The sequence below is a fragment of the Bradyrhizobium paxllaeri genome, from assembly GCF_001693515.2.
GTDB classification, from domain to species: domain Bacteria; phylum Pseudomonadota; class Alphaproteobacteria; order Rhizobiales; family Xanthobacteraceae; genus Bradyrhizobium; species Bradyrhizobium paxllaeri.
In genome coordinates, this window is sequence record NZ_CP042968.1 from 2,841,464 (window position 1) to 2,865,335 (window position 23,872).

Annotated in this window: 18 protein-coding genes and 2 riboswitches; of the genes, 7 read left to right on the plus strand and 11 right to left on the minus strand. The window is 61.8% G+C overall.

The genetic code is table 11. From position 1 onward, the window contains the following. Positions 1 to 11: 11 nt before the first annotated feature. From cobN to LMTR21_RS13350, 3 genes are read left to right on the plus strand one after another with little or no spacing between them, the layout of a single operon-like run. A complete protein-coding gene (gene cobN / locus LMTR21_RS13340) occupies positions 12 to 3,722 on the plus strand; it encodes a cobaltochelatase subunit CobN (protein ID WP_065750024.1) in 3,711 nt (1,236 codons plus the stop codon). Continuing rightward, positions 3,719 to 4,357 (plus strand): cob(I)yrinic acid a,c-diamide adenosyltransferase, encoded by a 639-nt coding sequence (gene cobO, locus LMTR21_RS13345; RefSeq protein WP_065750025.1) that lies wholly within the window; start codon positions 3,719 to 3,721, stop codon positions 4,355 to 4,357. Before cobN ends, cobO begins: the two co-directional genes overlap by 4 nt. Next, entirely contained in the window at positions 4,357 to 5,844 is a 1,488-nt protein-coding gene (locus LMTR21_RS13350) for a cobyric acid synthase (protein ID WP_065750026.1), read from the plus strand. The genes cobO and LMTR21_RS13350 overlap by 1 nt, the downstream gene beginning before the upstream one ends. On the opposite strand, the gene cbiB is transcribed toward LMTR21_RS13350, so the two are convergent. Beyond that, complete coding sequence (gene cbiB / locus LMTR21_RS13355; RefSeq protein WP_065750027.1) at positions 5,817 to 6,788, minus strand: adenosylcobinamide-phosphate synthase CbiB; 972 nt, start codon at positions 6,786 to 6,788, stop codon at positions 5,817 to 5,819. The two genes, LMTR21_RS13350 and cbiB, sit on opposite strands and share 28 nt — an antisense overlap. Beyond that, complete coding sequence (locus LMTR21_RS13360) at positions 6,788 to 7,705, minus strand: ABC transporter substrate-binding protein (RefSeq protein ID WP_347339173.1); 918 nt, start codon at positions 7,703 to 7,705, stop codon at positions 6,788 to 6,790. Before LMTR21_RS13360 ends, cbiB begins: the two co-directional genes overlap by 1 nt. Here LMTR21_RS13360 and cobD point away from each other — a divergent pair. Continuing rightward, positions 7,694 to 8,656 (plus strand): threonine-phosphate decarboxylase CobD, encoded by a 963-nt coding sequence (cobD, locus tag LMTR21_RS13365; protein WP_347339174.1) that lies wholly within the window; start codon positions 7,694 to 7,696, stop codon positions 8,654 to 8,656. The genes LMTR21_RS13360 and cobD overlap by 12 nt on opposite strands. Before the next feature lie 12 nt (positions 8,657 to 8,668). On the opposite strand, the gene LMTR21_RS13370 is transcribed toward cobD, so the two are convergent. The 9 genes from LMTR21_RS13370 to LMTR21_RS13410 form a co-directional block, all read right to left on the minus strand. After that, complete coding sequence (locus LMTR21_RS13370; protein WP_065750028.1) at positions 8,669 to 9,448, minus strand: ABC transporter ATP-binding protein; 780 nt, start codon at positions 9,446 to 9,448, stop codon at positions 8,669 to 8,671. Then, positions 9,445 to 10,467, minus strand: a complete 1,023-nt coding sequence (locus tag LMTR21_RS13375; protein ID WP_065750029.1) for a FecCD family ABC transporter permease — start codon at positions 10,465 to 10,467, stop codon at positions 9,445 to 9,447. Before LMTR21_RS13375 ends, LMTR21_RS13370 begins: the two co-directional genes overlap by 4 nt. Then, entirely contained in the window at positions 10,461 to 12,539 is a 2,079-nt protein-coding gene (locus tag LMTR21_RS13380) for a TonB-dependent receptor plug domain-containing protein (RefSeq protein WP_065750030.1), read from the minus strand. Before LMTR21_RS13380 ends, LMTR21_RS13375 begins: the two co-directional genes overlap by 7 nt. 31 nt (positions 12,540 to 12,570) lie before the next feature. Beyond that, positions 12,571 to 12,772, minus strand: a riboswitch (cobalamin riboswitch). Positions 12,773 to 12,808: 36 nt separating this feature from the next. After that, positions 12,809 to 13,546, minus strand: a complete 738-nt coding sequence (locus LMTR21_RS13385) for a CbtA family protein (protein WP_065750031.1) — start codon at positions 13,544 to 13,546, stop codon at positions 12,809 to 12,811. A 6-nt stretch (positions 13,547 to 13,552) separates the two neighbouring features. Next, complete coding sequence (locus tag LMTR21_RS13390; protein WP_084030342.1) at positions 13,553 to 13,738, minus strand: CbtB domain-containing protein; 186 nt, start codon at positions 13,736 to 13,738, stop codon at positions 13,553 to 13,555. A 56-nt stretch (positions 13,739 to 13,794) separates the two neighbouring features. After that, complete coding sequence (locus LMTR21_RS13395) at positions 13,795 to 14,070, minus strand: hypothetical protein (RefSeq protein ID WP_065750033.1); 276 nt, start codon at positions 14,068 to 14,070, stop codon at positions 13,795 to 13,797. Between the two features lie 40 nt (positions 14,071 to 14,110). After that, the gene (locus LMTR21_RS13400) at positions 14,111 to 15,556 is read right to left on the minus strand and encodes a PepSY domain-containing protein (protein ID WP_065750034.1); all 1,446 of its coding nucleotides are present in this window, start codon (positions 15,554 to 15,556) and stop codon (positions 14,111 to 14,113) included. A gap of 2 nt (positions 15,557 to 15,558) precedes the next feature. After that, complete coding sequence (locus LMTR21_RS13405) at positions 15,559 to 17,832, minus strand: TonB-dependent receptor (RefSeq protein WP_065750035.1); 2,274 nt, start codon at positions 17,830 to 17,832, stop codon at positions 15,559 to 15,561. 107 nt (positions 17,833 to 17,939) lie between these two features. Then, positions 17,940 to 18,134, minus strand: a riboswitch (cobalamin riboswitch). A 79-nt stretch (positions 18,135 to 18,213) separates the two neighbouring features. Next, positions 18,214 to 19,236: an LLM class flavin-dependent oxidoreductase gene (locus tag LMTR21_RS13410; protein ID WP_065750036.1), complete on the minus strand. Its 1,023-nt coding sequence runs from the start codon at positions 19,234 to 19,236 to the stop codon at positions 18,214 to 18,216. Positions 19,237 to 19,408: 172 nt separating this feature from the next. Here LMTR21_RS13410 and LMTR21_RS13415 point away from each other — a divergent pair, with 172 nt between their 5' ends. The 3 genes from LMTR21_RS13415 to LMTR21_RS13425 all read left to right on the plus strand — a co-directional run bounded on the left by LMTR21_RS13415 (position 19,409) and on the right by LMTR21_RS13425 (position 23,861). Beyond that, positions 19,409 to 20,557 (plus strand): amidohydrolase, encoded by a 1,149-nt coding sequence (locus tag LMTR21_RS13415; protein WP_065750037.1) that lies wholly within the window; start codon positions 19,409 to 19,411, stop codon positions 20,555 to 20,557. 331 nt (positions 20,558 to 20,888) lie between these two features. Beyond that, positions 20,889 to 23,249 (plus strand): TonB-dependent receptor, encoded by a 2,361-nt coding sequence (locus tag LMTR21_RS13420; protein ID WP_065750038.1) that lies wholly within the window; start codon positions 20,889 to 20,891, stop codon positions 23,247 to 23,249. A gap of 384 nt (positions 23,250 to 23,633) precedes the next feature. Then, positions 23,634 to 23,861: an MbtH family protein gene (locus LMTR21_RS13425; RefSeq protein ID WP_057900773.1), complete on the plus strand. Its 228-nt coding sequence runs from the start codon at positions 23,634 to 23,636 to the stop codon at positions 23,859 to 23,861. Positions 23,862 to 23,872: the final 11 nt, after the last annotated feature.

Below are 23,872 nucleotides of genomic sequence, written 5' to 3' on the forward strand. Positions count from 1 at the left end.
GCGAGAGCCAGATGCACCTCAAGCTCGACACCTCAGGCGGCATCGACGATGGCGATGTCGCGCGCGATCTCGGACAAGCTACCGCCGACATCGTCGTGCTGTCTGCGGCGGACAGCGATCTCGCCGCATTTGGCATCGCCCATGCAGCGATGCCGGACGGCTTTCCGACGGTGCGGCTGACCAACCTGTTGGCGCTGGGTCATCCCGCGTCTGTGGATGCCTTTGTCGAGCGTACGCTGAGCGAGGCAAAAATCGTCGTGCTGCGCATGCTGGGGGGCGAAAGCTACTGGCCGCACGGCGTCGAAAGCCTGCGGAGCGACGCCTTGCGTCGAGGTTCGCTGTTCGCCTGTATTCCCGGCGAGCTGGATTGGAATGCGTCGCTGGCCGCGCGCGGGACGCTGGATCGCGATAGCACCTACGCGTTATGGCGTTATTGCACTGAAGGCGGCGTCGAAAATGCCCAACTCGCGCTTCGCTTCGCGGCGCACCTGATCGGCAGAGGTGAGGCGCCGCCGCAGGCGCGGCCGATGCCTCCAGCGGGATTTTGGGGCGGTGAGCCGCCGCGTTCCGATCGCCCCAATGCAATCGTCGTGTTCTATCGCGCGCTGGTGGCCGGTGGCGACACCGCCGGCATCGACATGCTGCGCGAGGCGCTCAATGCGCGCGGGCTCAATACGGTCTGCCTGTTCGTCACCAGCCTGAAAGACGGACGGTCGGCAGCATTTTTGCAGACTGCGATGGCCGCCTATCCGCCCGACATCATCATCAATGCAACGGCGTTTGCGACGGCGACCGCGAACGACGATGCCGGCGTGCTGGCGGCGTCAGGTTGCCCGGTCCTGCAGGTGGCGCAGGCCGGCATATCCCGGGCCGCCTGGGAGGCTTCGACGCGGGGCCTGGCGCCACGAGATCTCGCCATGCATGTCGTGTTGCCCGAAGTCGATGGCCGCATCTTCGCGAACGTCATCGCTTTCAAGGAACGCAGTGACAGCATAGGCGAATTTGCGCCGACAGCGTTTCGTCCGGTCCCGGATCGGATGGATGCGACCGCCGATCTGGCGCTGGCCTGGGTGCGGCTGCGCCGTGAAGTGGCAGCCGAACGCCGGGTAGCGCTGATTCTGGCCAACTATCCGAACCGCGATGGCCGGCTGGCCAACGGCGTCGGCCTGGATACGCCGCAAAGCCTGATCGACGTTCTCAGGGCTTTGGAAAGGGCAGGGTACGATACCGCGGAAGCGCCTGTCGACGCTGAAACCATGATGCAACTGCTGCAGCAGGGGCCTACCAATGCGCTGGAGGAGCGCGCCACGCGCGCACTCGGCGTGACATGGTCGCTGGCGGACTACTACGCGGCCTCGGCGGCGTTGCCGGACACTGTCAGGCGCGCGGTTGAGGGGCGATGGGGCCGCGCCGAACGGGATCCGCATGTCGTCGATGGCGCGTTTCGCCTTGGCCTGCATCGGTTCGGCAATATCATAGTCGGTGTTCAGCCCGCGCGCGGTTACAATATCGATCCGAAAAGCAGCTATCACGATCCGGATCTGGCGCCGCCGCATCACTATCTCGCGTTCTATTTATGGATCAGGCAGGCATTCGACGCGCACGCGGTCGTTCATCTCGGCAAGCATGGCAATCTCGAATGGCTTCCGGGCAAGAGCACCGGCCTGTCGCAGGATTGCCTGCCGGAAGCCGTGCTGGGTCGGTTGCCACATCTCTATCCGTTCATCGTCAACGACCCCGGCGAAGGTATCCAGGCCAAGCGCCGTGCCGGCGCCGTGATCGTCGATCACCTGACGCCGCCGATGACGCGCGCCGAGCTGCACGATGATCTGGCGCGGCTGGAGACGCTGGTCGATGAATTCACGCTTGCCGCCGATCTCGATCCCAAGCGTGCCAATGCCATTGCCGAGGACATCCTGTCGCTGGCACGGGCCCAACGGCTGGATGCCGACGTCAATGTCAACAGGGACACCCCGACGGCGGAGGCGCTGCGTGCGCTCGATGCGCATTTGTGCGACCTCAAGGAGATGCAGATCCGCGATGGCCTGCATGTGTTCGGTCGCGCGCCCTCAAGATCGCAACGTAACGACCTGCTGGTTTCGATTGCCCGGCTGCCGCGCTCGGATTTGAAAATGCAGGATGCCTCGCTGCACCGCGCGCTGGCGACCGATCTCGGCCTCGGCGATTTCGATCCGCTGATGCGAAATCTGGCTGATGATTATGCCGGCGCGCGTCCGAATGTACTCGCCGGGCTTGGAAATGGTTTATGGCGCACGGTCGGCGACACGGTGGAGCGCATCGAAGCGCTGGCGTTGGCCCTGGTTGCCGGCAAGCGCGATATCGATCCGGCATGGACGACCACGGGTGCAGTGTTGAACTGGATCGATACTGTCTTGTGCCCGGCCATCGACCGCTGCGGGGATGCCGAGATGGCGGCACTCCTTGCGGGGCTCGATGGCCGTTTCATTCGGCCCGGTCCTTCCGGCGCTCCGACGCGTGGGCGGCCCGATGTGTTGCCGACCGGTCGAAATTTCTTTGCTGTCGATGTTCGTGCGGTGCCGACGCCGTCGGCATGGCGCATCGGCCGGCTTTCAGCCGAGCGGCTGGTCGAAGCCCATTGGCAGGAAGCCGGCGAGTGGCCGCGTTCGATCGCATTATCGGCCTGGGGTACCTCGAATATGCGCACCGGCGGCGATGACGTCGCCCAGGTGCTGGCGCTGATCGGCGCGCGCCCGCTATGGGAGGAGACCTCCGGCCGGGTGACCGGCTTTGCGATCACGCCGCTATCCGAGCTGCAGCGTCCGCGCGTCGATGTCACCTTCCGCGTATCGGGCCTGTTCCGGGACGCGTTTCCGACCCAGATGGACATCATTGGGTCGGCCATCCGGGCGATTTCGCTGTTGGACGAGCCGGCCGAGGCAAATCCAATTGCCGCGAATGTTCGCGCAAAAAAGCTTGCGCTCGAAGCCGCCGGCCTCGACGGTGCCGCCGCCGAGCGGCAAGCGGGCTACCGCGTCTTCGGCTCAAAGCCCGGCGCCTATGGCGCAGGTTTGCAGGCGCTGATGGACGAGGGCGGTTGGGACACGCGATCCGACATCGCCAACGTTTATCTCTCGTGGGGTGGCTACGCCTACGGCAGTGGGACCGAGGGTGAAGCCGCGCGCAACGATTTCGCTGACAGGCTCAAGGACACCGACCTCATCGCGCAAGCGCAAGATAATCGCGAACACGACATTCTCGACTCCGACGACTATTACCAGTTCATGGGTGGCCTCGCGGCCACCGTGCAGACCCTGCGCGGCACCGCACCGCGCATCGCCCATATCGATACGTCTCGACCCGAGGCGCCGCTGGCGCGGCCGTTGTCCCACGAAATCTCCCGCGTGGTGCGTGGCCGCGCCGCAAACCCGAAATGGATTCGCGGTGTGATGCGCCACGGCTACAAGGGCGCGTTCGAAATCGCCGCTACCGTGGATTATCTGTTTGGCTTCGCCGCCTCGACCAATGCCGTCGCCAATCATCATTTTGATCAACTGTTCGTATCCTACCTCGAGGACGAGGGCGTCCGTGAGTTCATGCGCGATTCCAATCCTGCAGCTTTGCGTGAAACCGCCGCGCGCTTTGCCGAGGCGATCCGCCGCGGGTTGTGGACGCCGCGTTCCAATCGCGCTCGTGATCTGATCGCCGAACTTCTGCCGAACCAGCAACGGGAAATTGCATGAACGATCCTTCAAATGAACTGCACGATCATGATGCTGAAAACGCCCGTCACAAGGAAAAGGCGCAAAAGCACAAGGCGGCGCGCGACAAGATCATGGCGACCAAGACCGACGAAAAAGGCTTGCTGATCGTCCATACCGGCGCTGGAAAGGGAAAAACCTCAGCGGCGCTGGGCATGGTCTTTCGCCATATCGGCCACGGCCTTCCCGTGGGTATCGTACAGTTCACCAAATCGCCGGAGTGGAACACCGGCGAAGCGCAGCTTCTGAGAACGTTCCCGGATCTGGTGACGCTCCACATCATGGGAGAGGGCTTCACCTGGCTCACACAGGATCGCGAGCGGGACATCGCGGCCGCCTCCGCGGGCTGGGAGCGCGCCAAGGAGATGATCCGCGACGACCGCCATCGGCTGGTGCTGCTGGACGAGCTCAACATTGTGCTGCGTTATGACTATCTCGATCTCGAAGCAGTCCTGAAATTCCTCCGCGACGAAAAGCCGGCGGACAAGCACGTCGTCATTACCGGCCGCAACGCCAAGCCGGCGCTGATCGAGATGGCCGACCTCGTCACCGAAATGACGCTGGTCAAGCATCCATTTCGCGCCGGGATCAAGGGCCAGAAAGGTATCGAGTTCTGATGAACACGCGCACACCCGCGTTGATGATCCAGGCAACCGGCTCCAATGCCGGAAAGTCGACGATTGTGGCCGGTCTGGCGCGGGCGCTGGTACGGCGTGGCCTGAAGGTGGCGCCGTTCAAGCCGCAGAACATGTCAAACAATGCTGCCGTCGCGGTGGATGGTGGCGAGATCGGGCGGGCGCAGGCGGTGCAGGCCCGCGCCGCGCGGATGCCGCCGCGCGTGCATATGAACCCGGTGCTTCTGAAGCCGGAGACCGATACCGGTGCCCAAATCATCGTTCAAGGCAAACGCTGGGGTACGCTTCGTGCGAGGAGCTTTCTCGATAAAAAGGCGGCATTGCTTCCCGCGGTGCTGGAGAGCTTCTCGCTTCTCGCCGATCACGCCGACCTTGTTCTGGTGGAAGGCGCCGGCAGCCCCGCGGAGATCAACCTGCGAGCCGGCGACATCGCCAATATGGGATTCGCGTCGGCAGCCAACGTTCCCGTGGTGCTCGTCGGCGATATCGATCGTGGTGGGGTGATCGCGAGTCTCGCCGGAACGCATCTTGTGCTCGAGCCCGAGGAGCGGGCGCGTATCAGGGGTTTCATCATCAACAAGTTTCGCGGCAATGTAAATCTGTTCGATCAGGGTCGCGTTGCGGTGACGCGCCTGACCGGCTGGCCGTCGCTCGGCGTCGTACCATGGTTGCCGCAGGCGGCCTGGCTGCCGGCCGAAGATGCTGTTGATCTCGACCGTATCAACGCATCGTCATCCACGCGTGTTATCGCGGTGCCGGTACTCGCCAGAATTGCCAATTTTGACGACCTTGATCCCCTGGGCATGGAGCCCGGCGTGAAGCTGATCTTCGTCCGGCCGGGCGAAGCGATCCCCGGCAATGCCGACGTGATCATCCTGCCCGGCAGCAAGTCAACGATAGGTGACCTCGCGTTTCTGCGCGCGCAGGGGTGGGACATCGACATCAAGGCGCATGTCCGTCGTGGCGGTCGCGTGCTCGGACTGTGCGGCGGCTATCAGATGCTCGGCAAGACGATCGCCGATCCCGAAGGCGTCGACGGCGCGCCCGGCATTGTCGAGGGCCTTGGTTTGCTCGATATCGCGACCGTGATGAGTGCCGACAAATCGACCACGCTTGTCCGGGGCACCCATTGCACCAGCAGCGCCAATGTCGAGGGCTACGAAATCCATCTCGGCCGCAGCGAGGGCCGTGATTGCGAGCGACCGCTGATCATGATCAACGGCCGACCGGATGGCGCGATGTCCCCTGACAGGCGCGTGGAGGGGACCTATGTCCACGGCCTGTTCACCGGCGATACCTTTCGCAAGAAGTGGCTGGCGAATCTGGGGATCGCGTCAAGTCTCGCCTATGAGGCGCAGGTCGAAGCGGCGCTTGACGCGCAGGCCGATCATCTGGAAATGCATCTGGACATCGATCAGATCCTGAAGATTGCCCATAGCCGTCAGAGCAGCAGCGCGAGCGCGGTATAGATCGCCGCCTGCAGCAGGCAGGCTGCGACGAACAATTTCAGCGCGCGCCCAATATCGTCAGGCATCGCCGCCTCGCGCGCACCGGCGTTGAGAAAGGGGTCGTTGACGAGACCTTCGGCGTAGCGGCGCGGCCCGGCGAGCGCGATCCCGAGCGCGCCGGCCATCGCGCTTTCCGGCCAGCCGGCATTCGGCGACCGGTGATGGGCCGCATCCCGGACCATCACCCGGAATGACGTCGCAGCCGATCCGTTCGCTACCGGGGCAACGACGGCGATCAACGGTCCGGACAACCTGGCCGGAACCAGATTGACGAAGTCATCGAGCCGCGCTGCGGCCCAGCCGAACCACCGATAGCGTTCCGAGCGGTGGCCGATCATCGAATCCGCCGTGTTGATGGCCTTGTAGGCGAGGAGTCCGGGCAGTCCCAACAGCGCCAGCCAGAATACCGGCGCGACGATGCCGTCCGAAAAGTTCTCCGCGGTTGATTCTATCGCCGCGCGGCTTACTGCGGCTTCATCGAGTTGATCGGGATCTCGTCCCACAATCATCGAAACCGCGATGCGGGCGCCAGTGAGCCCGTCGGATACGAAAGCCAAGCGTACCCGACTGACGTGCTGGTAGAGGCTGCGCTGCGCGATGAAGATCGATGCGACGAGGGCAAGTATCACATTGCCGCCCGTGACGAACCTCATCATCTCGGTGAGAAAGAAACCGGCAACCCCGGCAATTGCGACCAGCACGGCGACGGTGGCAATGCCGGAAATCTTGCGCAGCAATGGCGGCGATGCGTCGCGATTGAACAGGCGGTCCAGCAGGGCGATCAGGGACCCGAACCAGGTTACCGGATGCGGCAACCGCCGCCACAGCCAATCGGGATCGCCGATGATGGCGTCGAACGCCAGGGCTGCGATGACGACGAAGAGCGTGTCACCCCAGATCAACATCAGCGCGTCACGCGTTCGAGTTCGGAGGCGAGGCGCTCCAGCGCATCGATCAATGTAAGCCCGCCGCAAACGGTCAGCTTTTCCGGGATCACGATACGTTTCGTCGCGGGATAGAAACGCTCGAGCGCGGGATGGAGCAGGAACGCCCCGCCTTCGTCCCGGGCAAAATCGCTGTTGCTGGAAACCAGAAGAAAGTCCGGCTTCAGACTGACGATAGCCTCCAGCGAGGCGAGGCCTCCCGTTTTGTTGCCGAGCTCGCCCGCGGCGTTATTCAGGCCGACGGTCCTGAGCAGCGATGTTGTCAAGCTATCGCTGCCGGCGACCCAACCGCGTCTCGATACCGCCAGCACCCGGTAGGATTTGCGCGATGCGACCTCCCGGACATGGGCGACCGCCGCATCAAGCTTGCTGATCTCGCGCGCCGCCCGATCCGGATGTTGCACCAGCTCTCCCATCTGTCGGATATGCTTCTTCACATCGTCAAGGGACCGGGCAACATCGAATTCGACGACGCGAATGCCCTTCTCCTTCAATAATTCGCGCGTGGCGCGCTTGGTGAAGCGGCCGGACACCACGACATCCGGATTCAAGATCAGCACATCCTCGGCACCTCCAGACAATGGAGGAAATTGCGCGGCCTTGGCGGCATCCCAGGAGCGAACGGGATCACGCGCATAGGGGCTGAGACCGAGAATTTGCGCAGGATCGGCAAGCGCCACCAGCAATTGATCGGTACAGAGATTGATCGACGCGATGCGCGGAAGTTCGGCGGCGGAAGCTTTATTTTGTGGGCCGATTGCCATAAACATCGTCACCGCGAGGAGCATGTTGCAAATCGTTGCGCGCGTTGATCGAGGCATTGGCATTTGTTGTCGATAGTACATGGAGGCGATCTCACGGAGGCGATGGCGCGCCATGGCGGCACGCCGCAGCAATGGCTCGATCTGTCGACGGGGATCAACCCTTGGCCATGGCCGATACCGCCCGAGCTGCCATCCGCTGTTTGGCAGCGCTTGCCCTCGCGGGCCGACCAGGACCACCTCATCGCGGCCGCGCGCGCAGCCTATCGGGTGCCCGGCGGTGTCGAGATCGCAATCGCCCCGGGAACGCAGGCGCTGATCCAATGGATGCCAAGGCTGGCTGCCCCTGGACCGGTCGCGATCATGGGACCGACCTATGGCGAGCATGCGTTGACGTGGCAGTCCGCGGGGCACGAGGTCGTCGCATGGGATGATCCCGGCAAGCTGCCCGAAGGCGTGCGCCACGCCGTGATCGTGAATCCGAACAATCCCGATGGACGTGTCGTCAGCCCCGACGCGATTGTCCGGCTCGCTGCCCGGTTGGGCGATCGTGGCGGCTGGCTCGTTCTGGACGAGGCGTTCGCCGACGTTGAACCTAGCGTCAGCGCCGTCGCAGTTTGCAAAGGACCGCCGATTGTGATCCTGCGCTCGTTCGGCAAGTTCTACGGCCTTGCCGGATTGCGGCTCGGCTTCGCCATTGGTGCGCCCGACATCGTGCAACGCATCGTCGCCGCGCTGGGCCCGTGGTCTTGCTCCGGTCCGGCATTGCATATCGGAGCGCTTGCGCTTGCCGATCGGCAATGGGCCGAGGGCACGCGCGACAGGTTGAAGCGCCAGGCGGACAGACTCGATGATGTCCTGGTGAAGGCCGGATTCGAAGTCGCGGGCAGTACGTCGCTGTTCCGTCTTGCGCGTCATCGGGATGCTCTGAAAAGGCATGCTAGGTTGGCCCGGCAACATATCTGGTGCCGCTGCTTTGAACGACATGAGGACCTGCTTCGATTTGGCCTCCCACCCGATGAGGCTGGTCTCGATCGCCTGTCCGCTGCCTTCGCCGGGGGCGAGTAGCCAATCCATCGCTCATACACCAGCCCATGGCACGATCACCTGTTCGCGTTGGTAGTTGGCGCGATAGGCCGTCACCTTGAACACATCGGCCATGACGGCTTCGGATAACGCCTGCTCCGGCGTGCCTTGCGCGACGAGGCGGCCGTTCGACAGCACAAGAATGGTGTCGGCGAACCGGGCAGCGAGCGCGAGGTCGTGGGTGACCACGATCACCAGAACGCCGCGGTCGGCCGTGCTGCGAAGGTTCTTCATCACGTCGATCTGGAAACGCGGATCGAGGGAAGCCGTCGGCTCATCTGCGAGCAGGATGGGCGTCTCGCCCGCCAGCACCCTGGCAAGCGCGACGCGGCCACGTTCGCCTCCCGAGAGCTCGGTGACGCGACGCGCTGCGAGCGTCATGATGTCGGTCGCCTGCATCGCGCGCGTTATGGCAATTTCATCATCAGGTGAAAGGCGTGCCGGATCGGTGGCACCACGTGGGTAACGCCCGAGCGCGACGATATCTCTTACCTGCAGGGGCCAGTGCACGACATGCCCCTGCGGAAGATAACCAAAACGCCTGGCGCGCTCGCGCAACGGCAGCGACGACAACAGGTCGCCGCCGACCTCGACGATGCCCGTCGACTGCACCAATCCAGCGAGCGCCCGCAACAGCGTGGTCTTGCCGGCCCCGTTCGGACCAACCAGCGCCACGAGGTGCCGGCTTGAAAATGACAGCGAGACGTCCTTCAGCACGGCGCGGCCGGACAGGGTCACGCCAAGGCTGTCAACCCTGAGAGGTGCGCGGTTCATGCAACCCCTCCGGCTAACGCCCGACGCTCACGCACGATCAGATAGAGAAAGAACGGCACGCCGATGATAGAGGTGAGAACGCCAACCTTGATATCGGTGTTCGAGGGAATGATCCGCACGGCAATGTCGGCCGCGGTCAGGAGTGCGGCGCCGGTCAGTGCGCTCGGCAGCAGCAATCGCGCCGGGTCATAGCCGACCACCGGCCGCATCAAGTGTGGTGCGACAAGGCCGATGAAGCCGATGGTACCGGAGACGGCGACCGCGCCGCCGACGCCCAGCGCGACGCCGGTGATGACCAGGAGCCGCACCCGTGTCACATCGATGCCAAGGCTCTGCGCGGTCTCCTCTCCAAGGCTGAGCGCGCGAAAGGCGCTGCGTTGACTCCACAGCAGGATGGCGCCAGCCGCAATGAACGGCAAAGCCAGCATAACGTGGCGAAAACTGCGATCCTCCAGGGAGCCAAGCAGCCAGAACGCAATTTCCAGGCTGGCGAACGGGTTGGGTGACAGGTTCATGACTAAAGAGGTTGCCGCTCCCGCGAGGCTGGAGATCGCTAACCCCGCCAAAATCAGCAGCAGCAATCCGGCGTTACGGCCGGCGATGCTGAGCAGGACGAACACCGACACAAACGCCATGGTAATGCCGGCCACCGGCAGCGCATAGGAACGCACGTCCGCCCATCCCAGCGCGATCATCAGAACCGCTCCGAAAGCCGCCGATTGTGGCGCACCGAACAGCGACGGCGACGCCAATGGATTACGCAGCAGGCCTTGCAGCGCCGCACCGGACAATCCGAGCACGGCGCCGATCGCCGATGCGAGGATGGCGCGCGGCAGGCGAATTTCCCGAATGATTGTCTCCTGCGCGCCAGTGCCTCCGCCGAACAAGGCATCGATGACGGTGGACGGCGAAAGCCTGACAGGCCCCGTTCCAAGCGAGACCAGCGCCAGCAGCACGACCAGTACGACAAGACCGACCGTGGCGGCGTATGACGGCTTCGTTGCGGATTGGCTCACCATGTCGCGTTAACTCCGGCATAGACCGCAGGCCCCGTGGTGCCGAAGTTGAACACCTCCTGGTAATGCTCGTTCAGGATATTTTCGCCCCGCGCGAAAACCTTCCAGACGGGATCGATCCTGTATTCGGTATAGAGATCGACCCGGGTATAGGGATCGAGCAGGTTGGTTTCGTTGGCGCCGCTGTAGCGTTTGGAGACCGTGAGCACGCGCGGCTCAATGAGCCATTTGTCCGTGGGCGTAATGGCCAGTGCAAACCGGGCCACGTCGGATGGACGGCGTTGCAATGTGAGATTGGTCCTGAGATCGACGGCACGCAGATGGGTGTAGGCGGTCTTCAGCTTCAGATATCCGGGCAGGATAACGAGATCCGACCCGAATTCGATGCCGGAGGTCTCGGCGCGGGTGACGTTGACATAGTGCCCAAGGGGATTGGCGGCATCGATCGAAAATTCGATCAGGTTGGAAAATTTGTTGGCGAACGCTGTGACCGACAGTGTCAGTCTGCCGTTGAACAGGGTTTGGTCTATTCCGGCGTCATATCCGAAGCTCTGCTCGGGGCTGAGTGAACTGTTGCCGTAAATTGGCGCGTAGAGCTGATACAGGGTGGGGGCTTTGGCGCCGGTGCCGGCGCTGGCACGAAGCTTGGTGCCGGTTTCGGCAATCGTGTAGGCCGCGGTCGCGCGCCAGGTCTCGAAACGGGCGACGTCGATGACGTCGTCGACCCGTCCGCCAAGGCTGATGTTCAGCCGCTCGCCGATCGGCAATTGCCACAGCGCAAACACCGAATGGGTATCTTGCGTTTCCTTGAGCTGCGGCGTCTGCGGCCCTGGAATCGGAAGCAGCTTGGTAGCATAGGTGTTTGCGGTTTCGTGTTGTGTTCTGGGGCCAAAAATAAGCGATCCCAGCGGCCCCATTTTCAAATTGCCCTGGTATTCGGCGCCCACGCTGTTGCCGATGTAATCGGAAATGGTCGATGTCGTGTTCTGCGGCAGTTTGTTGATCTTGTAGCTCACCTCGTTGAAGGAGCGGTCGATGTGGGTCTCGAACACGTTGAAGCTATGGGTCAGGATTCCGTCGAGCGTATCGAACGAGGCGCGTCCCCAGACCTGCTGGAGCAGACGAGTGGCACTCGAAGGCGTATCCGGAAATGCGCCGGTCGCCGCGTCATAGGCCGATCGCGTGAACGAGGAGAGAATTCCGGATTCCAGCCGCACACCTTCTCCGGCATCATAGCCGATGCGCGCTGAACCGCCGACGCGATCGAATCCGTCGCGCTCGAGCGGGCCATACTTGGCTTCGAGTGAGGGGATGCGATAACCAAAACGCGAGAAGCCGTTGCTGTGTTGTCCGCCTCCGGCAACAGCGTATGACCACGGACCGGCGGAGCCGGTCACCGATCCGCTGCTGGCGGCGGTGCCATAGCTTCCGCCCTCGGTGCGGACGTTGAATTGGGCGGGGCCGCCGCCTTTCCTGGTGATGATGTTGACGACACCGCCGATCGCGTCCGAGCCGTAGAGCGCGCTTTGCGGCCCCTTCAACACCTCGATTCGCTCGATCGAGCTCGGCGTCAGCATCGCGAAGTCGAAATCGCCGCTGGCCGCGGTTGGATCGTTGACCCGAATGCCATCTATCATCACCAGAGTCTGACCGGTGTTGGCGCCGCGCATCCGGATGTTCGTCGTCGCGCCGGGGCCGCCGCTTTCGGTGATGTCGAGGCCCGGAACAGTTCGCAAGGCGTCGACCAGGGACCCCGGATTGGCAGTTGCGATCGTCTCCTTGTTGACGACGCTAACGGCGCTTCCTGTGCGGCTGAGCGGCTCCGGCGTTCGGTCTGGCGTGATCACCAATTCGGACGGCTGCGGGGGCGCGGAATCGGGCCTTGCCGGCACCGCCTGTCTCGTGCGCGCGGCATTGTCCGTTCGGCGAGCGGGCCTGGTCGGCCTGGCCGACGGCTTGGGTTCGACAACGACCTCTGGAAGTTTCTGCGGACCCGACTGGGCGATCGCCTCTACGGGAAGGCCAAACAGGCCAAATAACGCCGCGAAGCCCGCGGCAAACCTAGAAAACCACATGACCACCTTTCCTTCGACCCACCGTCGAACGAGTTGAGCTTGGTCATCGGCCGGTCTCCTGGCTCGCGGTCGTCTCCCGGTCCGCCTTCCCGAACCAATGCAGGTTCAGTGGCATGTTGGACCGAGAATGGCCGCTTACAGTTGCGGGGGCAGCTGCGGCATTGGGGGCGTTTCCCCGCACCGCATTCCCGTTTCACCTTCTACGCGAAGGCACCGATGACAGATGGAACGAAGCACAGGGCGATATCCGACGCAAGTATTGGCGTCGCTTACGACAAGGCTCCGGATGATCGTGCGGAGAACCTCTGAAAAAAAACACCGGTGAGGCAACCAAGCAACGCCCAGAACAGCAGGCTCGTCATGGTCACGGCAACCACGAACTGGTGCGAGAGTTCATCGGGAACGTCGCTATGCGCGCCGGGGTGCTGTGGCGCGCCGACGAGGTGCGGCAGGACGACCAGGCCAAATCCCAGTACGGTGGCCCAGGCGGCGCGATGCAGGAAAATGAGACCCATGCCGGCTGCGGTTGCCAGCGCGGTCATGGTCCACCAAAGCTGACGTGCGCCGAGCGCGGCGACCGGTGCGCCCGGGAGTTCGGGCGGCAATCCAAGCCCCGGCGCGGCGGTGAAGACCACAAAGCCGCTCAGGCCCCACAGCAATGCTTCGTGCCGGTCTACGCCGCCGCGCAAAGCATAGAAGCCCGCCAGTAGAAGCGAAAATCCAATTGCCGTGAGAATATTGGCGGCAGCGGTCAGGCTGTTGCGCTGCAATCCTTCCGCTGGTTTCCAGGCGGTCGGCTCATGTTCGTGAGAAGCGTGGTCGTGGGGCGCGTGCCCCTTGGCCGATTCGTCCGTCGGCTTGGCACCGGCTTCCGGCGCCTGGTGTTCGTAGGTTTCGGCTTTGAGGATCAGCGGGACGGTGCTGAAGTATTGCAGGACCGTGACCGCGGCACCGCCGATCAGTCCGCTCAAGACCGCGGAAAAGACAATCGAACGAAAAACCGACATCGCAGATCAGTGGCAGGGAAACGCATTCGAATGACGGACGTCATGCGCGGCGTTGTGGACGGCATCGATATGGGAAAAACCGACGAAGCCGACGATGAAGAGACCGAGAGCCATGGCAAGAGCAGCCTGGTAGACCACGCTCAGGTCATGACTGGGGATCGGCAAGCTGGCGGCGGTACGAGTCTGTTGCATGTCGGTTCTCCCAGGTAATAGGCGTTTCTAGCTGAAGCGAATGTCTTCCGCGACCCCTAATTGCCCATTTGTTCGATGATGTCGCGGCTGGTCAGGTGAAAATTGGCCTCGTGCGCAATTGCACTTCGCGCAATTTTGGCTCTCGCCGCGGCACGGAAGGCACGTTCCTGGTCGCGAAAGAAGGCCAGACAATCGTCAGGCTCCGGAAAAAACTGCAGCAGCGTTCGAAAGGCGAGCCGATGCACCATGCAGAAGCCGCGATGGTTGTCCGGCTCGAACGCCAAAGCGTCGATATCATCTCGCCAGCAAACTGCATTGTCGCTTTGATGCAAACGGTAACTCCGGAGTTTCGCCCAGCGGAGCGGGGTAACTTCAAGCGCGCAGATAGCGCCAACCGATAACGACGCCGCTCACCGAGACGATAGTGCCGAGGATCGACAGCAGCCACACTACAATGTCCCAAGCCGGGTGAAACGTCAGCAACAGTTGAAAATCGAAGCTGTGCAGTGCGTTGAACAGCCAGCGATATGTGCGCCGGTTGCTGTCCACGCGGCCGATAATATCGCCGGTGACCGGGCTGATGTGAAACCATGTCCTTGCGTCATCATCAAACACCGCACGCAACACCGGCAATTCGCGGTGGTTATGATGTGAATACCAATAAGCGTCGTATTCCTTCAGGATCAATCGCTCCGAGATGCGGGCGTGCGGCAGCAGTTTTTCTGCGGCAGCCCAGAGGCGATCCTGCGGAAGTCTTGCAAGTTCGCCCGACGTCACGTCCAGTGGCGTCTGCGTGCCATCACGCGATGCGACGATCATCATTGGACTGCCATCGAGCCAGACGAAGCGCGCTTCAACCGTGTGGAGCCGCGGCGTTGGCAGCTTCGCCGCAATGGTCGGTGCATCATGGCCGGCATAGCGTTGCAGCATCTCGCGCGCCGTGTTGCGCCCGGCAAAATATTCGCCGGGATTAAGCGAAAGCCAGCCGGAGAACATCCAGGTCAGCATGAAGATGCCGGCAATCAGGCCGGTGATGTGGTGCCATGCCATCCAGCCGCGATATGGCGTGATCCTGTCGCTCGAATACCGTTGCTTCAAGCGCACGCGCAGGATGCCGATCCAGATGCCGGTGACGCCGACGATCAGGCAGATGCCGGAGATCCACAGCACCACCAGCCGCCACAGCGACCCGTCCTTGCGCAGCACGGTCGGATAGATCCAGTGCGGGATCGAACCGAGCCAGTTCCAGACGCGTTCGGTGCGGCTGGTGTCGAGCGCGATCTCGCCGGACCGCGAGGAGACATAGAGCTTGGTGCCGGCATCGTCGCCGAGCGCAATCAGATAAAGCGGTCGCAGCGGATCGTAACGGGCCGTCACGCTCCATTGGTCGCGATCGACGATCTCTTCCAGCAGCGGTGTTTTGCTCGCGGGGTGATATTGCGCGACCGCCAGCGCCTGTCCCTCGGAGACGCTGGTGATGGCGCGGCCATCGACTGCAGAGATCACTTGCCGTGTGCCGTCCCAGGCAGTCATTCGATATACGGGCTCGTCGGCCAGCATCGAAAGCCGGAGATCGCGCGGATAGCGGGTGGCGCCAGCCTTCTTCATGGCCTCGTCCGGCGACAGCGCCACCTTCTTCCATTGGATATCAGGAAGCGCTGCCAGCCTTTCCTTGTCGGAAAGGCCGGGAAACGCGACATACATCATCACCACGCCGGAAATGAACCACATGGCGAAGAACAGGCAGGTGACGATGCCGACCCAGCGGTGGCCGATATAGAGCCACCGCCGGAGTGTGCGTTTCAGGGTGCGTGACACGCTCAGAACTTCACGTTGACGGCGAGCTGGGCCGTGCGGGGCATTCCGAGCAGCCATTGCGTGGTGCCGCCCGACGTCGTGTAGACCTCATCGAAAAGGTTGTAGACGCGGAACGACACGGTGGTGTTGAGATCCGGCTTCCACTGCACACCGGCGTTGACGATGTTGTAGGCCGGGCGCGTCATCGTGTTCGCATTGTCTGCAAAGGTCTTGCCGACGATCTGCACGCCGGCATAGGCCGACCAGTTCGGTGCAAAGGCCCAGGTCGCCCAGATATTGGAAACGTTCTGCGGCACATTGACCGGCACGTTGCCGGCATAGTTCACGGCTAGGCCGCCGACCGACTGCACGAAGTCGTCATACCTCGCGCGCAGGAAGGCCGTGTTGGCATCGATTCGCCAGCCATGGTCGAGCGCGAAGCCGACCGATGCTTCGACACCGCGCGACGATTGCTGGCCGACCTGGACGGTCACCGTTGGGTTGTTGGGATCGCGCGCGAGCAAATTGTTCTTCACGATCTCATAGCCGGCCAGAGTCCATTCGCCCCGGCCGCCCCAGAACGATTGCTTGACGCCGACCTCGATCTGCTTGCCGGTGGCCAGGTTGAAATTCCTGTTTGCGGCGGACAGCGAGATGATCCCTCCGACCGGATCGACCGCGGTGGAATATTGGCCATAAAAAGCGAGATCCTTGACGGGCGTATAGACCGCACCCGCGCGCCAGGTCGTCGAGGAGAACGACTTTTCGAAGCTGTTGGCAGGTACGACATAGTCGATGCGCGTGACTGTCGGCTCATCCTGGCGGATGCCGGCAATCAGGGATAGTTGTTCGGTGACCGACAGCCTGTTCTCGGCAAACAGCGCATACTGGTTGGTCACGCTGCCAAAGCCGGGAACCGTGGGGTTCGGGCTGTTGAATACGCCTGGAACGAAGTTGTGCGGGTTGACGGATGACGCGCCGCCATAAGGCGAATTGTTGGTATGGGTAAAATTGATGCTGTTGACGTCAAAGCCTGCAAGGAACTCATTGACCATGCCAAGGACATGTCCGCGGAATTTCGCATCCATGCGATTGCCGACCTGCTGCTGATCGTGAAAAATCTCGATGTAACTGCTTCGATTGATCAGGCCGGTGGCGGGATTGTAGGCGTAACTTTCGACGTCCTTCCAGTGTCGCTTGGAGTTCAGATAGTAGAGTGTGTTCTGGATCGAGATGCCATCAGCGACCTGCCATTCGGTCTTCACCTGGTTCCAGCTATCCTGGTAGCGGATGTGGCTGTCGCTGACGTTGTAATTCTTGAAACGTAGCTGCTCATCGAGCTTGCCGTTGATCAGGGGCGTGCTGAAGTAACGCGACGGATTGCGATCACCATAGTCGGTAGACAGCGTCCAGGTGACGTCTTCGTTCTGCTTGATCTGGACCACGGCGTGAAGTGCGACATTCGAGGTGTTGTCACGATCGACCCAGCCGTCCGACATGTTGCCGGAGGCGGTGATCCGATAGGCGACGTCCTTGCTGACCGGACCGCCGCTATCCACGGCAATTCGCCGCGTCAGGTTGCTGTCCAGCGAGACCTCGGCCTGGTTGCGAGGGACCCACAATGGCAGTTTCGAAACCACATTGATGGCGCCGCCGACCGCGCCTGCGCCATACATCACCGACGCAGGGCCGCGCAGCACCTCGATGCGTTCGGTCGACCAGGTGTCGAACGGAAACGTCACCGTGCCGGCGCCGATATAAAGCTGGGTGCCGTCATACAGCGTCATCACAGACCCGAGGCCGGTGAAGCCGCGGGTATTGAACGAGACGCCGCCATTGCCGGGCGCCGGGCTCGCGGTGAAACCGGTGGCGTTTTGCGTCACCGCGTCGAGGATATTCTGCTGGCCGCGCTCGGCGATGGTTTCGGACGAGATCACCTCCACGCTGGCTGGTGTCTGCAGCCGCGTCAGGCCGAGCCGGCTGCCAGCCGTGCTGGTGCCGGTGAGGTTGAGCGTCGGTGCGGCGAAGGCCGGACCTGTCGGTGTGGCGACCGGTGTACCGGTGTTGGCGGCCACGCTGCGTTGCTGGCGAAGACGCGCGGCGTGGTTGGCATTGCCGCGTCGGACGCTGCGGGCATTCGGCGGCGTTGCCGAGGGCTGCACGACCACGGGGTCGAGCGTTTGGGTCGGCCTTCCGGATTGGGCCCAGCCATCGGCGGGAAAAAGCAGGCAGGAGAATGTAATCGAACCGAGAAGCGCGCGGCGGTGCCGCGGCGCGAAGATAGCATGGGAATTCATCAGTATGGCTCGCGATAACGTGGCACGTCACCGCGAACCAGTTTGGCCGCTGCCTCGAGGAGACGACGGCTCAACACCCACCAGAACACCCCGCCCAATGTGCTCGCGTGTGACCACGACTAACGGCAGGTCTCCTGGCTCGCGGGTCGTTACCCATCGCCGCCTTCCCAGGCCTGCAGGCCCAGTGGCATTTGGCGAAGGCTCACCGCTTACAGTTGCGGGGGCAGCCACGGCGTTGGGGAGACCCCGCACCGTATTCCCTTTTGATCTCCCGAAGGAGAACCGTCGCAATCACCATAATTTCATCTGGAAAGGGCTGTCAATCGCGCGCCTCCCCACGGCTGCAAAATCCGCGTGGCGCTTACTCTATAAGAGAGCGGCTCAACGCCATCCCAAGGCGGGTGCGACGTGAGTGAGAATTGCCTCGATGACATGGGCGTTGTACGCGACCCCGAGTTGATTGGGAACGGTCAGGAGGAGGGTATCGGCTTCGGCAATCGCCTCGTCCGTTTTTAGTTGCTCGATCAGCGCATCCGGCTCGGCAGCGTAACTGCGCCCGAAAATGGCCCGCGTCCTTTCGTCGATGAAACCGACTTGGTCTTCACCTTCGCCGCCGCGACCGAAATACGCGCGATCGCGGTCGTTCACGAGCGCGATGATGCTGCGGCTGACCGAGATCCGCGGCTCCCGTGCATGGCCGGCCTCTTTCCAGGCCGCACGGTAGGCCCGAATCTGAGCGGCCTGCTGGATGTGGAAGGCTTCTCCGGTCTCGTCGCTCTTGAGTGTCGAACTCTGCAAATTCATGCCGAGCTTTGCCGCCCAAATTGCCGTGGCATTCGAGCCGGCGCCCCACCAGATCCGCTCGCGAAGGCCTTCGGAATGCGGCTCGAGGCGCAGCAGCCCGGGCGGGTTGGGAAACATGGGCCGGGGATTGGGTTGCGCGAAACCCCGGCCGCGCAAGAGGTCGAGGAAGACTTCTGCGTGGCGCCGCCCCATGTCGGCATCGCTTTCGCCATCGGTCGGCTGAAAGCCGAAATACCGCCAGCCATCGATCACCTGCTCGGGCGATCCTCTGCTGATGCCGAGCTGCAGACGTTGGCCCGAGATGAGATCGGCCGCGCCGGCATCTTCCGCCATGTAGAGCGGGTTCTCATAGCGCATGTCGATCACGGCGGTGCCAATCTCGATTCGGCTGGTCTTCGCGCCGACCGCAGCCAATAGGGGGAAGGGGGAGGCGAGCTGGCGGGCAAAGTGATGGACGCGAAAATAGGCGCCGTCCGCGCCCAACTGCTCGGCCGCAACGGCCAGGTCGATCGACTGCAGGAGCGTGTCCGCGGCCGTGCGCGTCTGCGATTGCGGAGAACCGGTCCAATGACCAAAGGAGAGAAATCCGATCTTTTTCATACGGGCAGTCCGTCTTCACGAATGGCTTCAACCGCCTTGCAGGAGGCGATCCTTGATCCCCGACGCTGCGCCAGCTCAAGGAAACATCTGAATGTATGTTGCCTCCCCGATCATGTAATCATCGATGCGCAAGTCTGGTCTGTTTCGCCAAACACAATATCAAGAGCTGTCCATGTTCCTGACTGAACACGATCTGACCGAACTGATGGCATGGCGCCGGGAACTTCACCGTAAGCCTGAATTATCGGGACAGGAAGAAAAGACCGCGGCGACCGTGCAAGCGCTGCTCCATGCAGCCGGCGCCGACAAGGTAGTTGCAGGGCTCGGCGGCCATGGCGTGCTCGGAATCTATGAAGGGGACGTGCCCGGCCCGACCATCATGCTTCGAGCCGAGCTCGATGGATTGCCGATTCAGGAGACCTCGGAGCTGGCGTATCGGTCATTGGTGCCGGGCAAGGCGCATCTCTGCGGCCATGACGGACACATGACCATTCTGGCGGCGGTCGCGCGGTGCCTGGGCCGGCAACGGCCGAAGCGGGGGCGGGCCATGCTGCTGTTCCAGCCGGCTGAAGAGGACGGCTCTGGCGCCGCGGCGGTCCTTGCCGATGCGAAGTTCGATGAAGTGCGGCCCGATTTTGTTTTCTCGCTGCATAATCTTCCGGGTCTGCCGGTTGGGCAGGTTTCGATTGCCGAAGGTCTGGTCAATTGCGCCTCGCGCGGAATGCAGATCGTTCTGACCGGGCGAACCGCACACGCCTCCAGCCCCGAGTTCGGCGTTTCGCCGCAACGGGCCATCGCAACGCTATTGAGCGAAATCACCGCGTTGGGGCGGGGTGGCGCGCTGGATGAAGCGTTCTCGATGGTGACGGTCACCCATGCGAGGCTGGGCGAGCCGGCATTCGGCATCTCGCCCGGTCAGGCCGAACTCTGGGTGACGCTGAGGACGCTGACCGATTCGACGATGGAGCTGATACGTCAGCAGGCGGAAGATCTGGTGCAGCGCGTGGCGGCGCGCGAGGGGCTGCAGGTCAGAATCACCTATCGCGACGTTTTCAGTCACTGCCTGAACAATGCGGAGGCCGTTGCGCATCTCAGAAGCGCGCTCGATGCAGAAGGCGTGCGTCATTCCACGCAAGGCCTTCCGATGCGGGGATCCGAGGACTTCGGACGATTCAACTCGCGGTCGAGGGCCGCGATGTTCTTCCTTGGCGCAGGGGAGCAGCATCCTAGCCTGCACGAGCCGAACTATGATTTTCCCGATCAGCTCATTGAAACTGGTGCGAGGGTCTTCATGCGGACTCTGCGCAACCTGTTGGATTGAAAAGGTTTGAGCGCATGCAAGGCGGCAATGATGATGCCATCCGGTGTCGCGTTTGATGGTCGTGTCAGAAATTAGAACTGATCAAAATTAGAAAGATTCAAAACAGGATGGCGCGCGTCGAATCGTACGAACGAAATTCGTTCATTGGAGCGTGGGTTCGAAAACATTCGCGCGGGAATTTAGAACTATTAGAAAGTGCGGTGTTGCTCTATCGCCACTGATGCAAGCCGCTGTGCGTGCGCAGCATCACCTTAGATAGCTTCTACTCGCTGTTTCCACTTCGGTAGCTAGAACGAGCAGGGACCTGCTTGTGGGCTTTTGGGGTGGAAGTATGACGTATGAAGTCGCTGCCAGAAATGTTGTGCGCGCTGTTTCGCTGGGAGCGGTAAGCTATCTCGCGCTTTCATTGAATGTTTCGACCGGCCAGCAGGCGTTCGCGCAGACTTTGCCGCCTGTGACGGTGGATGCTCCCGACAAGCCCAGAGCGCGGCAGACGACTCAGAGATCGCAAACGTCCACATCACGCGTGCAGCGGCGCGTCGCTGCGCCTGCGCCTCGCCGGGTGGAGCCGGTGCCATATGTGACGCCTTCGACCGGAACGCTTGGTTCGCCACCGGCTCCGTATGCAGGAGGGCAGGTCGCGACGGGAGGGAGCCTCGGACTCCTGGGCAATCGCAGCGTCATGGATACGCCCTTCAATCAGACCAACTATACCGCGCAATTGATACAGAACCAGCAGGCGCGGACGATCCGCGACGTCCTGATGAACGATCCTTCAGTTCGCGTCATCCAGGCGGCGGGTGGCGGCGCCGATAGTCTGTTTGTTCGCGGTTTTTATCTCGACAGCGGCGATTACGGGCTGAACGGCCTGTACGGAATCGCGCCGTATTACTCTATCGGGGCGAATTTCATCGAGCGCGTCGAAGTCCTGAAAGGACCGAGCGCTGTGCTCAACGGCATGACCACTGGCGGTACCGGTGTTGCGAGCGGTGGTGCCGTCGGCGGCAGCGTTAATCTCATCACCAAGCATGCTCCTGACGTCGACATTACGCAGCTGACGAGCACCTATGTTTCCAGGTCGCAGTTCGGCGGGAATATCGACGTCAGCCGGCGCTATGGCGAACACAAGGAGTGGGGGGTCCGGCTGAACAGCACCTACTCGAACGGCAGTACGCCGTGGAACCGTCAGACCGACGAATTCGGCAACGTTGTTCTCGGCCTTGACTATCGGGGCGAGAACGCGCGCGTGGCGGTCGATCTCGGCTACCAGGCCGACAATCTGAATCCGCCCATGCGTTTCTTTAATATACCTACGACAACAACGCTCATTCCGCCGCCACCGAAGGCTGGAACGAATTTCCAGGTTCCGTGGGCCTATTACGCGCCGACGGACTTCTTCTCGACCGTAAAAGGCGAGGTCGATGTCAACGACTGGGTAACCGCCTATGCGTCGTTTGGTTATCACGACAGCAACATCAACTATGCCTATCCTTCGCCCAACATCTCCAATGTCGCGCCGGGCGCACTGACGTCCCCTCCGGGGGTGTTCCAGTTGGGAGGCCTGTGGTCGCGTCCGTTTGCCGGCAAGGAGACTTTCGAGACGCTCGCGGGTGAGACCGGCATTCGCGCAAACGTGGACACCGGTCCCGTCAATCACGCGGTCAATGTGAACTACTCCATCAACGACCGAACCTATAACCAGAAGGTCTGGACGCGTTCGAACAATGCTCTAACCGACATTATTTTCTGGAACCTCTACACCGAGCCGACCAACATTCCCAAGCCCAACTTCACGACATTGTCCGCGAGCCAGTTGACCAATGTGAATATCTCAAGCGTGGGCGTTTCCGACACCATGTCGATGTTCAACAAGCGTGTTCAGCTGACGGTCGGCGTTCGTCGTCAGACGGCCGGAAGTGAGGTAACGAATTATCTCACGCCCGCTCTAAGCAGGCCGGAAACGGATTCTTCCGTATGGACCCCGGCCTATGCCTTGGTGGTGAAGCCGGTCGAGAACATCTCGCTGTACGCAAACTATATCGAAGGACTGCAAACGCCGCATGTCGTGGGTAGCGGGTTCGCCAATATCGGGACCGTGTTTCCGCCCGGTCAGACCAAGCAGGCCGAAGCGGGTGTGAAGATCGATACGGGCCGCCTGACGACGACCATGAGTGTGTTCGATATTACGCAGCCAAGCATTATCGCGGTAGGCAACGTCCAGGTTCTTAATGGCCAGCAGCGCAATCGCGGTGTCGAACTCAACGTGTTCGGCGAGATCACGCCTGCAATCCGGTTGCTCGGTGGCCTGGCCTTGATCGATGGCAAACAGGTCAAGACGGCCAACAATGGCGCGACAGACGGCAGGACTGCGGTCGGCGTTCCAGCGGTCACCGCCAACATCGGTGCTGAGTGGGATACGCCGTTTATGCGTGACCTGACGCTCACGGGAAGGATCGTTTATACCAGTTCGCAGTATGTCAACGTAACCAACACCCTCACGCTTCCGGAATGGACGAGGGTCGATATCGGGGCGCGATACACGTTTACGTCGCCCTGGAACGGCAAGCCGATCGTGGTGCGCGCCAATATCGAGAACGTTTTCAACGAAGCCTACTGGGCATCGGCCTACAGTGGTGTGATCACGCTCGCTGCCCCGCGCACCTATCTCCTGTCGACGACGTTCAATTTCTGAACGCTGCACCCTTCTCATCCGTTTCCAATACGCGCCGCCGCGGATCCCGTCCGCGGCGGTTTTATTTGATCTGCATTGTCGACAAAAGTTCACTCATCGAAATTGATGACAATGCGATGAAAAGATTCTCCGAACGCTGATGTGCGATTTCGAATCTCGAAAATTGTTCCGACTCAAAAAACTAGAATTGCAAGAAACTGCGGATCGTTTTGCAAATCAGTGACTTGTCACCCGTCTCGCGCGCAAGCGCGGAGGTTGCATCATGTCATGCGGTCGCCAACTTGGAGCTATTAAAAACTTCGGCGCCGATATTGTTTTGACCGTCATTTGCTTCTGACCTAGTCAAACGTCATTCCATTCGTTTTCTGAAGAGGGGCCGAACCAATGATGGTGTTCGACAGAGACGACGTCACCTTCACCGTCGTCATCAATCACGAAGAGCAATACTCCATCTGGCCGACGTTCAAGGAAATTCCGAACGGCTGGAAAGCGGTGGGCAAGACGGGCAGCAAGAAGGAGTGTCTCGATCACATCGAGCAGGTATGGACCGACATGCGCCCGCTGACCTTGCGCAAATTCATGGACGAAACGGCGCCACAGCAGTCGGCTTGAGCCAGCGGAGT

Coding starts and splice junctions, on each gene's coding strand:
- LMTR21_RS13350 (WP_065750026.1), top strand. CDS start 4,357: ATGAACACGCGCACACCCGCGTTGATGATCCAGGCAACCGGCTCCAAT.
- LMTR21_RS13420 (WP_065750038.1), top strand. CDS start 20,889: ATGACGTATGAAGTCGCTGCCAGAAATGTTGTGCGCGCTGTTTCGCTG.
- cobN (WP_065750024.1), top strand. CDS start 12: ATGCACCTCAAGCTCGACACCTCAGGCGGCATCGACGATGGCGATGTC.
- LMTR21_RS13380 (WP_065750030.1), bottom strand. CDS start 12,539: ATGTGGTTTTCTAGGTTTGCCGCGGGCTTCGCGGCGTTATTTGGCCTG.
- LMTR21_RS13375 (WP_065750029.1), bottom strand. CDS start 10,467: ATGGTGAGCCAATCCGCAACGAAGCCGTCATACGCCGCCACGGTCGGT.
- LMTR21_RS13370 (WP_065750028.1), bottom strand. CDS start 9,448: ATGAACCGCGCACCTCTCAGGGTTGACAGCCTTGGCGTGACCCTGTCC.
- LMTR21_RS13410 (WP_065750036.1), bottom strand. CDS start 19,236: ATGAAAAAGATCGGATTTCTCTCCTTTGGTCATTGGACCGGTTCTCCG.
- cobD (WP_347339174.1), top strand. CDS start 7,694: ATGGCGCGCCATGGCGGCACGCCGCAGCAATGGCTCGATCTGTCGACG.
- LMTR21_RS13425 (WP_057900773.1), top strand. CDS start 23,634: ATGATGGTGTTCGACAGAGACGACGTCACCTTCACCGTCGTCATCAAT.
- cbiB (WP_065750027.1), bottom strand. CDS start 6,788: ATGTTGATCTGGGGTGACACGCTCTTCGTCGTCATCGCAGCCCTGGCG.
- LMTR21_RS13385 (WP_065750031.1), bottom strand. CDS start 13,546: ATGTCGGTTTTTCGTTCGATTGTCTTTTCCGCGGTCTTGAGCGGACTG.
- LMTR21_RS13415 (WP_065750037.1), top strand. CDS start 19,409: ATGTTCCTGACTGAACACGATCTGACCGAACTGATGGCATGGCGCCGG.
- LMTR21_RS13405 (WP_065750035.1), bottom strand. CDS start 17,832: ATGAATTCCCATGCTATCTTCGCGCCGCGGCACCGCCGCGCGCTTCTC.
- LMTR21_RS13360 (WP_347339173.1), bottom strand. CDS start 7,705: ATGGCGCGCCATCGCCTCCGTGAGATCGCCTCCATGTACTATCGACAA.
- LMTR21_RS13390 (WP_084030342.1), bottom strand. CDS start 13,738: ATGCAACAGACTCGTACCGCCGCCAGCTTGCCGATCCCCAGTCATGAC.
- cobO (WP_065750025.1), top strand. CDS start 3,719: ATGAACGATCCTTCAAATGAACTGCACGATCATGATGCTGAAAACGCC.